The organism is Streptomyces sp. MB09-02B, assembly GCF_033794485.1.
Taxonomy (GTDB): Bacteria; Actinomycetota; Actinomycetes; order Streptomycetales; family Streptomycetaceae; genus Streptomyces.
Genome location: NZ_JARGEE010000005.1, coordinates 64,782 through 77,171, shown reverse-complemented (window position 1 = coordinate 77,171; position 12,390 = coordinate 64,782). Strand labels below are relative to the sequence as shown.

General features: G+C 69.1%; 9 protein-coding genes. 5 read left to right on the top strand and 4 right to left on the bottom strand.

Annotated elements, in window-relative coordinates; all coding sequences use genetic code 11:
* Window positions 1-418: electron transfer flavoprotein subunit alpha/FixB family protein (locus P1P70_RS01985; protein WP_319233999.1), on the top strand; the 418-nt coding region annotated here is incomplete at its 5' end.
* Window positions 418-1,092 carry an adenylate kinase gene (locus P1P70_RS01980; RefSeq protein ID WP_086798910.1) on the top strand — a complete coding sequence of 225 codons (675 nt, stop codon included), beginning with the start codon at window positions 418-420 and terminating at the stop codon, window positions 1,090-1,092. The genes P1P70_RS01985 and P1P70_RS01980, both read left to right, overlap by 1 nt.
* Window positions 1,093-1,209: 117 nt before the next feature.
* Here the strand turns inward: P1P70_RS01980 and P1P70_RS01975 are convergent, their stop codons facing one another.
* Window positions 1,210-1,545, bottom strand: a complete 336-nt coding sequence (locus P1P70_RS01975; protein ID WP_086798912.1) for a winged helix-turn-helix transcriptional regulator — start codon at window positions 1,543-1,545, stop codon at window positions 1,210-1,212.
* A 64-nt stretch (window positions 1,546-1,609) separates the two neighbouring features.
* On the opposite strand from P1P70_RS01975, the gene P1P70_RS01970 reads away from it, so the two are divergent.
* A complete protein-coding gene (locus P1P70_RS01970) occupies window positions 1,610-2,452 on the top strand; it encodes an SDR family oxidoreductase (RefSeq protein ID WP_319233997.1) in 843 nt (280 codons plus the stop codon).
* Between the two features lie 284 nt (window positions 2,453-2,736).
* Here P1P70_RS01970 and P1P70_RS01965 read toward each other — a convergent pair whose 3' ends face one another.
* Window positions 2,737-4,194, bottom strand: coding sequence for a polysaccharide deacetylase family protein (locus P1P70_RS01965; RefSeq protein ID WP_319233996.1), 1,458 nt, complete (start codon window positions 4,192-4,194; stop codon window positions 2,737-2,739).
* Window positions 4,195-4,625: 431 nt separating this feature from the next.
* The gene (locus P1P70_RS01960) at window positions 4,626-6,578 is read right to left on the bottom strand and encodes an RICIN domain-containing protein (RefSeq protein ID WP_319233995.1); all 1,953 of its coding nucleotides are present in this window, start codon (window positions 6,576-6,578) and stop codon (window positions 4,626-4,628) included.
* A 1,228-nt stretch (window positions 6,579-7,806) separates the two neighbouring features.
* On the opposite strand from P1P70_RS01960, the gene P1P70_RS01955 reads away from it, so the two are divergent.
* Window positions 7,807-8,202, top strand: coding sequence for a nuclear transport factor 2 family protein (locus P1P70_RS01955; protein WP_319233994.1), 396 nt, complete (start codon window positions 7,807-7,809; stop codon window positions 8,200-8,202).
* Window positions 8,203-8,481: 279 nt separating this feature from the next.
* Here the strand turns inward: P1P70_RS01955 and P1P70_RS01950 are convergent, their stop codons facing one another.
* The gene (locus P1P70_RS01950; protein WP_319233992.1) at window positions 8,482-8,856 is read right to left on the bottom strand and encodes a helix-turn-helix domain-containing protein; all 375 of its coding nucleotides are present in this window, start codon (window positions 8,854-8,856) and stop codon (window positions 8,482-8,484) included.
* 259 nt (window positions 8,857-9,115) lie between these two features.
* Here P1P70_RS01950 and P1P70_RS01945 point away from each other — a divergent pair, with 259 nt between their 5' ends.
* Window positions 9,116-12,208, top strand: a complete 3,093-nt coding sequence (locus P1P70_RS01945) for a S8 family serine peptidase (protein ID WP_319233990.1) — start codon at window positions 9,116-9,118, stop codon at window positions 12,206-12,208.
* Window positions 12,209-12,390: the final 182 nt, after the last annotated feature.

Sequence of the window (12,390 nt, the reverse complement as noted above, 5' to 3'; positions counted from 1 at the left end):
CGGCCGCACCCCGCGCGAGTCCACCGGGCGTCCGGAGCTGACCGAGGCCGCGATCGTGGTCTCCGGCGGCCGCGGCGTCAACGGCACCGAGAACTTCGCGGTCATCGAGGCGCTCGCCGACTCCCTCGGCGCGGCCGTCGGTGCCTCGCGTGCCGCCGTCGACGCCGGCTGGTACCCGCACACCAACCAGGTCGGCCAGACCGGCAAGTCCGTCTCGCCGCAGCTGTACATCGCCAACGGCATCTCCGGCGCCATCCAGCACCGGGCCGGCATGCAGACCTCGAAGACGATCGTCGCGGTCAACAAGGACGCCGAGGCCCCGATCTTCGACCTCGTCGACTACGGCGTCGTCGGCGACCTCTTCGACGTCGTCCCCCAGCTCACCGAGGAGATCAAGGCCGGAAGGGTTCCCCGCTGATGCGCATCGTGATGGTCGGGCTGCCCGGTGCCGGTAAGGGCACGCAGGCCGCGTACCTGGCCAAAAACCTGTCCGTTCCGCACATCTCCACGGGCGACATGTTCCGGATGAACATCAGTCAGGGCACGGAGCTGGGACGGCGGGCGCAGGACTACATGCAGGCCGGACAGCTGGTCCCCGACGAGATCACGATCGGCATGGCCAAGTCCCGCATCGACCGGTCGGATACCGCCGACGGTTTCCTGCTCGACGGCTTTCCGCGCAACGAGCACCAGGCCGAGGCGCTCGACCGACTGCTGCAGGACAACGGAGTCTCGCTCGACGCGGTGCTCGATCTGCAGGTACCGCAGGAGGAGGCCGTCAGGCGAGTCGCCGGCCGACGGCTCTGCCGTACCGACGACAGCCATGTCTTCCACATGACACACAACGCGCCCCGCACACCTGGGCTCTGCGACCTGTGCGGCGGCGAGCTGTACCAGCGACAGGACGACACCGAGCACACGGTGCGCAGACGGCTCGACGTCTATCACCGGGCTACCGAGCCGCTCATTGCCTACTACCGGGCGCGGAAACTGCTCGTCAGGATCTCCGCGCTGGGGCCCGTGCCAGAGATCACGCAGCGTTCGATGGCTGCCTTGCGTAGGCACAGCGCAGGCGACCGGGCGGCCTCGTGAAACGATCTCGGCGCTGCCGACCACGGCTCTCCGCGATAGTCGCCCTTCAGCGAGCCACTCCGTGTCCGGGCGAGTGCCCCCGACGGTGCCGGCGCAGGCCGGTGCATGGCCCGTGGATCACACCGTGACAGGAGGCTCGGGGTCGGGGACCGCCTCGGCCCAGGTGGCCATGGCCTCAAGGACGTCGCGTAGCCCCTCACCCAGAGAGGTGAGGCGGTACTCCACGCGCGGAGGGATCTCCGCGTAGGCGGTGCGGGTGACGATGCCGTGAGTCTCGAACTGACGCAGGCGGCTGGTGAGGGTGTGGGGGCTGATACCGGGCAGGGCAGCGCGCAGTTCGGTGAATCGGTGCGGACCATGCAGGAGTTCGCGCACGATGAGGGTGGCCCAGGGGCCGTTGAGGAGGGTGAGGAAGCGGGCGACACCGCACTCGGGAAGGCAGGGAGTGGTCACTTTTTTGAGGGTAGCCCATTAGTGCAGTTGATGTAACCGGTGCACCGTATGCACTAATAACTCCATGACCTACGTGATCCATGGCGCCACCGGCGCCCAAGGTGCCCCAGTCGTCTCCGCTCTCGCCGCCGCGGGCAAGTCCGTCACCGCTGTCACCCGCGACGAGCACGCCGTGGTGGAGGGCGCCCGTGTCGTGGCCGCCGCCTACTCCTCCGTGGCCGACCTGACCGACGCCTACCGTGGTGCCGCGGGAGTGTTCGTCCATCTGCCGGTGACCGCGGAAGAGGACCGCCAGCTCTTTGCGGGCAACATCCTCACCGCTGTTCGCGAGGCCAGGCCGGGCCGCGTCGTGTTCTCCACCAGCGGCTTCCCGACGGATCCCGCCATCGGCGGGGCCGCCGCGGCGCTGGCCGCCGGCCTGGCCGAGAGTGGCGTGTCCCATGCGGTGATCGCGCCCGAGCTGTACCTGGAGAACCTGCTCATGCCGTACGTCATCGACTCGGTCCGCGAGCGCGGTGTTCTGCCCTACCCGATCCGGGCCGACTTCCCCGTCTCCTGGGCGTCCCATCTGGACATCGCCGATGCCGCCGTCGCCCTGTTCGAGCGCACGGACGTCACTGGGGTGGTCTCCGTCGGGCAGTTCCCGGCGATCACGGGGCCGGATCTGGCCGAGGCGTTCGGTGCCCGTTTGGGCCGGGACGTGGGCTTCGAGCCGATCACCCCTGAGGAATTCCGTACGGCGGTCGCACCTCTCATCGGGGCGGGCCCGGCTGCCGACGTCGCGGCGGGCTACCAGGCGATGAGTGCCATGCCGGGCCGCTCGATCGAGCCTGAGACCTCCGCCCAGAAGCTGCTGGGCGTCACCCCGCGGACCACGGGCCAGTGGCTGACCGACATCGGGCTGTGATCGCCCAGCCGCCCTCGCACGCGGTAGGTGGAACGCCGCATTGAGGCCAGGCGCTGGGCACCCCGTGACGTGCTCGGCGTCTGCGCCGTCCCGCCTCCGGCAGTCACGTCCCGATGGCGCGGACCTGCGGTGCCGAGCCGCGTCCCCGGACCGCCGGTGAGGCGCACCTGCGTGGCGCTGTATGCGTGCGTGCCACCGTGTGGGGTTCGCGGCCCCCACAAGGCCGGAGCGGGTGAGGGCCGTCAAGCGTCTGCCGACCGATGCGGCGGCCCGCCCGCCGGAGATCAGAGGGTTGCGCGCAGGTGGCTGACCGTGACGAAGTGGTAGCCCTGGGCGGTGAGGGTGCGCAGAATCTCGGGGACGGCGGCGACCGAGGTGGGGTGGATGTCGTGGATCAGGACGACGTCGTTGGGTTCGGCCTGGGAGATGACGGTCTGGGCGACCTCGGCCGGGTCGTGCGATTTCCAGTCCAGGGTGTCCATGTCCCACAGGACGGGGGAGAGGCTGGTGGCTGCCCGGACCTTGTCGTCGATCGCGCCGTACGGCGGGCGGAAGAGCCTCGGCTCCTCGCCCGTGGCTGCCTTGATCGCCGCGTCGGTGCGCTCCATCTGGGAGTGGATCTGCGCGGGGGTCAGGTGGGTGAGGACCGGGTGGTTCCAGGAGTGGTTGGCGATCTCGTGGCCTGACAGCTTCTCGGCGCGGACGACCTCAGGGTGGGTGGCGACGTTCTGGCCCACGACGAAGAAGGTGGCCCGCGCCTTGTACTGGGCGAGGTACTTGAGCAGCGTTCCCGTCTCGGGGACGGCGGGACCGTCGTCGAAGGTCAGGGCGATGCACTTGGCCTTGGAGCAGTCCGTGCCGTCCGCGCCCGGGTCCGGTTGCGCGGAGACGGACGGGGCGGACGTCTGTGCGGCACCGAGGTCGAACTTGTCGTCCGGGTCGGTGGTCTGCTTCCGGGCCCGATCGCCGAAGTCGGACAGCCACGGGGTGACCGTCGCTTTGGGGAGGGTGACGGAGAGGCGGCCGGCCGGGGGGAGGCCGACCGCGCCCCGGTCGAAGTCCACTTTCAGATCGCCGGCGGGGGTGAAGGCCATATCGTCCAGGTAGGCATCGCGGCCTTCCTGGTCGCCGAGTGCCGCCTCGACGGTGTCGGGGGTGACCCCTTCCCGCTTCTCCAGGCGTTTCTTCAGGGCCGAGACGAAGGCGTCCTGGGAGTGGTCCGCGATGAGGCCGGGGGACGTCCGGTATTCCTTGGCGGCACCGTCGTACCAGTACGCCCTGGTGTCCACACCGTCGGCGTTCGACGTGCGGTCAACCGTCGTCAGCCGGACGCCCAGCACGTCGCCGGAGGCCACGACGAACGAGAAGCTGATGTTCAGCTCGGGCCTCTCCGACCCGTCCGCGCCACCGCAGCTCGGCGGGCCGCCGATGTCCTCGCCGAGGAAGACCGCGAGACGTCCCTCCACCTGTTTCTTCATCGCGGCCGTCATCGCGTCGGCGCCGGGCACGTCCGGGTAGCTCGTGGCCCACGGGCAGGAGCGGTCGGTGCTGCTGTCGCTGACGATGTTCACGCCCTTGAGCTTGGTCAGGTCGACCTGGGTGCCGGTGTCGTTGCCTCCGGCCCGGGACGGGCCGTCCGGGGAGGGCGCGGAGTCCGCCGGCGGCGAGCCGGTGGAGCAGGCGGCTGTCAGAGCGAGCGAGCCGAGTATGAGGAGGACAGGGGCGACGGTGCGTCTGGGCATGCGGGAACCTGGGTGCGTGAGGTGCGGGGGAGGGCGGGGGTGGGTGTGCGGTGCGCGAGCCGTCATGGCGCTGCGGCGTCCCGCTGCGACGCCTTGCGAAGGGCAAGGGCTTGCATTTCGCCGGGTCAAAGTATGTTTTTCGGCCGGTCCTCCGCAATCTTTGTCGCCCGCCGCCGTCCCGAATGTGACCACTTTCTCTCCGGCCGCTCTGTGGAGTTGCCGCTGCATCGTGTCGTACAAGGGCGGCTCGAGCGGGCGGGTTCGTTCGCCATTCCGGTGGACTGGACGATCAGCGCTCCGGTGGATGTGTGGTGGTCGGCCGCCACGTCAGCCGCCAGGCACTGCCCACGTTTCCTGGGCTGTTCAGCCGCAGACGACCCTGCCCCTCCTCCTCAGCAGCCAGCGGTGGAGGAGGAGGGGCGGAGGGCAGGTCAGGACGGAATGATCTGCCATTGCTGCCGCGTCAGTGACGCGTACGGCTGCTGTTCGATGTTGGCTCCGTCGGCGGTGCTGCCCTCGTCGACGGCGAGGCAGAGACCGCTGTAGCGATTGATGAGGAAGTAGTTTCCGTCACCGGTGGGCGTGACGGCCCAGTGCTGCTGGGGGACGTCGGAGTCCGCATAGATGGCCACATTGCCGCCGTCGTCGCGGGAGAGCCCGGCCACCTCCATGAGCTTGCCGCTGCTGACGCCCTTGATCTCGTAGTAGCCGTCGCCGGTGGAGGCGAAGGTCCACTTCTGGTTGTTCCGGTTCAGCCAGGGCCACTGGAGGATGTTGGTGCCGTTGGCGGTTCCGTTCCCGCTGACGTCGGCGACCTTGCCGCTGTTGCGGTTCACCAGCCGGTACACGGTGCCGTCGCCCGGCAGGACCCTCGAGACAAGGGCAGGCTTGACCGACCGGCCGCCGATCCTGACGCCGCTGATGTTGGCGTAGCCGCCGGTGGCCGCGTTGACCTGGATCCGTACGAAGCCCACGTTCCGGTTGGGCCACTCCACCAGCTTGGTCTTCTGGTTGCCGGCCCAGGTGCCGGTGGCGACCTGGGTGAAGTTCGTGCCGTCGGTGCTGGTGGAGATGGTGTACGAGGTGATGTCGCCGTCGGTTGAGTTGGTGCGGTTCCACTGCTTGGGCAGGTACTCCAGGGTGGAGACGTTGCTCCACACCCCGCCCAGGTCGATCGTGATCGAGTGAGGCAGGGCCGGGGACAGGCCCCAGGTCGACCAGCAGGTCTCGTAGCGGACGTCGCTGAGTCCGTCGATGGCGTTGAGCGGTCCCTCGCCGGTGCGGAAGGCGGTGGCGTACGCGTTGACCGGGGTGACGGGGTGCTCGGCGCGCAGCAGTTGGGTGGGCAGTGGCGGCCTGGAGGTGTCGGGGCTCCAGGCCGCGCCGACCTCGGCGAGCCGGTTGACGACGTTGGTGTCGAGCAGGCCGTTGCGGTTGGGCGGGCAGTTGAGGATGAAGGAGGTGTACTTCGGCTCCAGGTCGGCCAGGTGCGAGAGGATCGCGGCCCTGCTCATGAGGCCTTCGGTCGGGGTGGAGGGATGCCAGAACCAGCCGTTGCTGATGGTCTGTCCCTGCATACCGGCGTAGGTGTTGCCCGCCGGCGCCGTGACGCCCAGCGGCTCCTCGAAGAAGATCGCGTCGCTGAGGAAGGGTTCCGACAGTCCGCCGATGTCGATCATGACGCAGTCCGGCTGCAGTTCCTTCACCAGCGAACGGATCCTCTGGTACGAGACGGCCTGCTGCCCCATCTGCCAGGCGTAGCCATCAGTCATGAACATGTCGATTGTGCCGTAGTCGGTGAGCAGCTCGCGAATCTGACCGAGCATGAAGGTCATGTGGTCGGGCTTGATGGCATCGGTGATTTCGAGCCCGGTCACCTTGTGCCGACTTTCCCATGCCTCGACGCCGAAGGTGCGGTCCCAGATCGAGTAGTAGAACCCGACCTTCAGGCCCTTCGCCCGGAAGGCGTCGCAGTACGCCCGTACGACGTCCTGCTTGTAGGAGCTGTTCGCGACGTTCTGGGTGCCATAGGCGCTCGGCCACAGGGCAAAGCCGTCGTGGTGCTTGGTGGTCAGGATGCCGTAACTCATCTTCGCGGCAGCCGCCGCGTCGGCCCACTGTGCGCAGTTGACGCTCGGCGGAGCGAAGAGGGTGGGGCTCTGCCTGGGCTCGGCCCACTCCTGGTTCGTGAACGTGCCCAGGCTGAAGTGGTTGAACATGCCGAACCGCATGTCGACCATCTTGCTCAGATTGGTCTGGGTGTCCGCCGCCGCTGCCTGCGACAACAGGCCGGAGAAGCCGGGGATGACCGGCAGGGCGGTCGCGGCGCTCGCCGCACCCGCAGCGCCGAGAAACGTACGGCGAGTCATTCTTCGTGAGGACATGGCCCACTCCTGTGGATCGATGGCAGTTGTTGCGATGACGACACCTCAGGGAGCAGTCGTCGGCCTGGGCGCCGGGGCATGGACGGACTCTCGAAGTGGCGGTGAACCTTCCCTGGAACCGCAGTCCGGGCGGGTGCCATGCGGAAGGTGACCGCCCTCGGTCGGCGACCGAGCTGTCGTTGCGGTGGCTCAATCGCTTGGCTGAGCGATAAACGCGGGGGCCGTCGGCTGACCCGCTGTCAGGTGTCCTGGCCCGTCGCACCGACCTCGCCTGCAAGAGGGCGCGGAGCGGGACGAGGTACCGCACGATGGCGGGCTGGACGCTGCACGGCCGGATCCTGCGTGGAGAGGCCACAGCGGAGGGCGATGCCCGCGCTCGGCGGACCGCCGTAGCGGCGGGCGACCCTTCTGTGGCTGATCGTTGACAACGTGATCTCCTGACCTTCCCGGCACAGCACGCCGTGCTGCGGATCGACAACCGGGCGGAACGGATGGCTGGTCACCGTCAGGCGGCGAGCAGAAAAGAGGCCACCTACACGGCTGTCTTGCCCGGAGTGACATCGGATCTATTAAGGGGCTCTACTGCGGACTCTGTCTAGGGGATGGACGTATTCATGCCGATCACAGCCGATGACTGCTTAAGTTCCCGTGTCAGGTCGCCGGGTTGCGGGTTGCGACAGGCTCGATAGATCGGGTGAATGTGTGGTTGGGCGCGTCGTGCGCGGACCTTCACATGGTCGGGTGCGAGCGGCATCAGGACCGCCGCCACACACCGCCCGTCCGCGACGAAGGGGTGGTCGTCCTTGCTGGGCAGTGGCGGACCCAGGCAGGAGGCCGATGCGTCCCAAGCTGCGCTCGGGTCCGCCTCGGCGGTGAGGGCGCCGGTCGCGGTCCGGTCACTTGCGGGCGGCGGGGCGGGCCGCGAACGGCGGGCCGCCCAGGTCACCTCCGACGTGGCGTGTGACGTGTGTCACGTGGGCCCATTGGTTACGTTGAGGTGACTGGTTACCGGTGGTGAATATGGGAGTGCAGCGGGAGAACTCGCCGAAGGCAGGGTCGGCCGGGGGTCAACCGCTCCGTTCGCGAACGGCTCGCTGGTCGGCGGCGCTTGATGCCGAAACCTGACGCGTGCCGTTGATCCATTCCGAGTCGCGCCCGTCGCGCCTCGCATCCAGGCTGTAACAGTGAGTCGTACTGCCTCCATGCCGGAGGCGTGAGGAGTGTTGTCATGACCAGCAACAATGTCGACATCGCGCGTGAGTACTTCCAGGCAGTTCAGAAGGGTGACCTGGCCAAGGTCGGTGAGCTTCTGGACGAGGGGATCGTCTGGCATCAGCCCGGCGCCAACCGGTTCTCCGGTGAGCGCAAGGGGCGCGACGCCGTCTTCGCGATGCTCGGCGGGATGATGGAGGCCAGCCAGGGCTCCTTCGCCATCGACACGATCCACGCTCTCATGGGCAACGGCGACATGGTGGCAGCCTCGATCCACTTCGCCGGGCGGCGTGAGGACGCGTCCATGGGCATGGACGGCGTGGATGTCCTGCGCCTCAAGGACGGCAAGATCGTCGAGATGTGGCTGTTCTCCGGCGACCAGGTGGCCGAGGACGCCTTCTGGGGGCAGTAGGCCGCCCTCATCCTTCGGGGCGGAAGCCGCTCGGGAGATTCCCGGGCGAGCGCCCGTGGCGGCCGTCTCGCGCGCCTCGGCCCGCGAAACGAAAACGCCGAGGCCGTTGTACCTCTGAATGACGCCTCGCGGGCCGGCCCGCAGGGAGTCCGTGCGATCCAGCGGTGATCGTCGTGCACCTGGCGATGATGAACGCCCATGTTTCGGTGGGGGTTCCGGGCGCGTCATCGTCAGGTTTACCTGCACGACGTGTCGCCCTTGCTTACCGCTGGTGACCCGTCACGGTCGTTGGCGGGCATCGTAGCTCTCGCGGGCGGCGAGTACCTCGGCGAAGTGTTCCTCAGCCCACAGGCCCAGCGCCTGAAGCGGGGCGTACAGAGTGCGCCCCAGTGCGGTCAACTCGTAGTCGACCCGGGGCGGGACCTCGCCGTACACGTGCCGGATGACGAGTCCGTCGCGCTCCAGGTCCCGGAGCGTCTCGGTGAGGACCTTGGCGCTGATGCCGTCGACGCTGGTGCGCAGGTCGCGGAAGCGCATGGGGCCTTTGCTGAGCGCGATGACCACCATGGCCGTCCACTTGTTGGCGATGCGGGCGAGCGAGGTGCGGGACGGGCAGGTCGCCGTCATGACATCGAAGGCCGGAAACTCTGGCACGTCACACGCCCCATCGGTGGTTTCGAGTCGCTGTTACCGGCGGTAAGCATAAGGCCCGGCCGACGACGTCTTCACCGAGGGCGTCGCCTCGCGGCAACCCGGTGTCCACTCCTTCTCCCGCACCCACCGTGGCGGGCGATTTGGGGCGGCTCGGGTGTGGCCCTCCCCTCACACGGCCGTCTGGGCGTGGCTGAATCGACCACCGCATGGAGTCTTGTTGATACTGCTCCAAAGAAGCGCCAGGACCCTCGCACCCTTCTTGGCCCTTCTTCTCGCATGTTCTCTGGCGCTGACCACCGCAGCGCCCGCGCCCGCGGTCATGGACGCCGACTCCGGCCGGAACGAGGGGACTTACCGGACGGGCACGTACCTCGTGAAGCTGGCCGACGAGCCGCTGGCGACGTACGGGGGAGGCTTGCGTGGTCTCAAGGGGACCGCCTCCACGGCCGGCAAGCGGCTCGATGTCGGATCCGGCGCGGCCAAGTCGTATCTGCGGTACCTGGAGCGACGCCGGGACGTAGTGCTCGGTGCCGTTCCAGGCATCCAAGAGCAGTACGCCTACGCGTACACGTTCAATGGGTTCGCGGCCGAACTCACCGGCGGGCAGGCCGAGAAGCTGGCGGCCGTGCCCGGTGTGGTGTCGCTGACCCGAAGTACGGTTCTCCGAACCGCCGTCGCCGGGCGCGACGCGGTGCCGTCCGACGCCCGCCCGGCCGCCACGGTGCGGCCGGGCGGGGAGGCCGTCGCGGCCACGAACTCCGCGAAGGGCTCCTCCGGCACCGGCCACGCGTCTTCAACCGCCCCGCTGCCCGATATCCCCGCCCAACTCGGACTGTCCGGGAAGAAGGGTCTGTGGGCGAAGGTCGGCGGCCCGCGACGCGCGGGTGAAGGCATGATCATCGGGGTGATCGACAGCGGTTTCGACCCGGACCACCCGATGTTCGCGCCGCTGTCGGAGCCGCGCCCCGACGCGGACGTCATCGCCAGGAAGTGGCACGGCACCTGTGACAGGGGCGATGCGAGCCGCCCCGAGTTCCGCATCACCTGCAACAACAAGGTGATCGGCGCCCGCTGGTTCCGTGAGGGCCGATCCGACGATGAGGTGGACGCCCCCTCACCGCTGGACACCGACGGCCACGGCACCGGCGTCGGCAGCATCGCCGCCGGCGACCACGCGACTCCCGCGTCGATTCAGGGAACCTCCATCGGCGGACCCCTCAGCGGGGTCGCGCCGGCGGCCCGGCTGGCGTTCTACAAGGCCTGTTGGGGCGGTGGGTGCTTGGCCACGGCGCTCACAGCGGCGTTCGACAGTGCCGTGGCCGACGGCGTGGACGTGATCAACTTCTCGTACCGGGGGTCGCTCCTCGACCCGTTCACCCTGGAGGCCATGCGCAACGCCGCCGCGGCGGGCGTCTTCATCGCCGGGGCAGCCGGCAACAACGGCCCCCAGGCGGTGGACCACACCGCGCCGTGGATCACGTCCGTGGCCTCCACCACGCACGACGCCGAGTACCGCGCGACGCTGAAGATGGGCGACGGCCGTAGCTTCAACAACCTTTCCTACAGCCGGGACATCCCGAAGACTTTCCTGGTCCAGGCCGCCGACGTCGGCCGCACGGACCCCGCGAAGGCCACGCTGTGCCTGGACGGCTCGCTGGACCCGGCCAAGGCCCGGGGGAAGATCGTGGTCTGCGACAGAGGCGAGAACTTCCTGGACGAGAAGGTGACGGAGGTGGCCCGGGCGGGTGGCTCGGCGGTCGTCATCGTCGACACGCCGTCCAGCGGGCGGGGTGTCGTCGCCGAGCGGTACGAACTGCCGTACCTGCAACTGAACGAGAAGGACGGCCGGAAGGTGAAGGCGTACGCCGCCACCCGCGGCGCCACCGCCGCTCTCACCGGCAGCACCCGCGTTCCCCGGCAGGCCCCGGCCGTCCGCATCGACTCGTCGAGCGGCCCCGATCCCTTCAGCGGCGGCGACCTGCTCAAGCCGGAGATCGCCGCGCCGGGCGACTTCGTGCCTGCGGCCACCCTGTCGGACACCCCTGGACAGCCGGGCGGTTACGACCTGATCTCCGGTACGTCGTTCGCGGCGCCCTACGTCGCGGGCATGGCGGTGCTGCTGAAGTCCCTGCACCCCGACTGGTCACCGAGCGAGATCCGGTCGGCGCTGATGACCACGGCGACAACCACCGACAACCGTGGCGGGCCCATGGGGCGGCAGGACGCCGACTCCGCGAGCCCGCTCGACTACGGCGCCGGTGTCCCCAGGGCCGCACGGGCCGACGACCCCGGCCTGGTCTACGACTCGACTCCCGCCGACTGGAAGTCGTACCTGTGCGCCCTCGGCCAGGGGCCGATCACCGATCAGGGCAACGCCTGCGCCACCCGCCGGCGCACCGACCCGAGCAACCTCAACCATCCCGCCCTCGCGGTCGGCGACCTGGTCGCCCGGCAGACGGTCACCCGCACCGTCACCAACGTCTCCGCGCGGACCGCCGACTACAAGGCGACGCTCAAGACGCCTGCCGGCTTCAAAGCCAAGGTCTCCCCGAAGCGGCTGACCCTGAAGCCCGGCCGGACGGCGACGTACAAGGTGACCTTCACCCGCGGCGACGCCCCGTACGGCACGTGGTCCTTCGGATCCCTCACCTGGGGCGACACGCACAGTCGGCACCGGGTCACCAGCCCGCTGGCCCTGCGCGCCGCCCCCTTCCGCGCACTGCACGAGATCACGGCGGACGCCGGTGGCTCCGGTTCCGCCGCGCTCACCGCGTACGCGGACCGGGCCGGCGACCTGACAGCGACGACGAAGGGCCTGTACGCGGGCAAGAAGACGACCGGCACGCTGACGGGAACCAACCCGGACGTGGACTTCATCAGCCATCCGCGCCCCTCGGACGCGGTCGCGAAGGTACGGATCCAGGTACCGAAGGGTGCCGCGTTCACCAGAGTGGCGGTCACCTCGGCCGACCACCTGCCTGGCAGCGACCTCGACATGTACGTCTTCGACGCCGATGGTGAACCGTTCGGACGCTTCCCGGGGACCGGCTCGGACGAGCAGAACGACCTGCCGCCCGGTACCTACGACGTCTACATCGTCCAGTACGCTCTCCCGCCGGGCGCGACCGGTCAGTCCTACACCCTCTGGACCTGGCGGGTCGGCCAGGGAGCCCCCGACGCCCGCGCGCAGGTGACCCCGGCCACCCGGCCTGTCAGCCCCGGCAAGGGCGCCGAGTTCACAGTGGCCTGGCGCGGCACAGTCCCCGGCAAGCGGTACATGGGAGCCGTGGAGTACAGCGACGGCTCCACGACCGCGGGCCGCACGATCCTGACGCTGGCCCCGGGGCCATGACGGGACTGCCCCGCCGGGACGACCGAATCTGCCGTGCTTTCGGCGCGCCGAAAGCACGGTGGTGGGCAAGGACTTTCCTGCGGAGGGAGCGCGGGGGCAGGCAGGGGTGCGAGCCCCGACTCCGCGCTTGGCTCTTGGCAGGTGAACTTGCCTTCGTGCGGGCGCAGTTCAGTGTCCGCGGC

What these genes read in the sequence shown, in the direction of transcription:
- P1P70_RS01980 (WP_086798910.1), top strand. Translation starts at nt 418, where the DNA reads ATGCGCATCGTGATGGTCGGGCTGCCCGGTGCCGGTAAGGGCACGCAG.
- P1P70_RS01970 (WP_319233997.1), top strand. Translation starts at nt 1,610, where the DNA reads ATGACCTACGTGATCCATGGCGCCACCGGCGCCCAAGGTGCCCCAGTC.
- P1P70_RS01965 (WP_319233996.1), bottom strand. Translation starts at nt 4,194, where the DNA reads ATGCCCAGACGCACCGTCGCCCCTGTCCTCCTCATACTCGGCTCGCTC.
- P1P70_RS01960 (WP_319233995.1), bottom strand. Translation starts at nt 6,578, where the DNA reads ATGTCCTCACGAAGAATGACTCGCCGTACGTTTCTCGGCGCTGCGGGT.
- P1P70_RS01955 (WP_319233994.1), top strand. Translation starts at nt 7,807, where the DNA reads ATGACCAGCAACAATGTCGACATCGCGCGTGAGTACTTCCAGGCAGTT.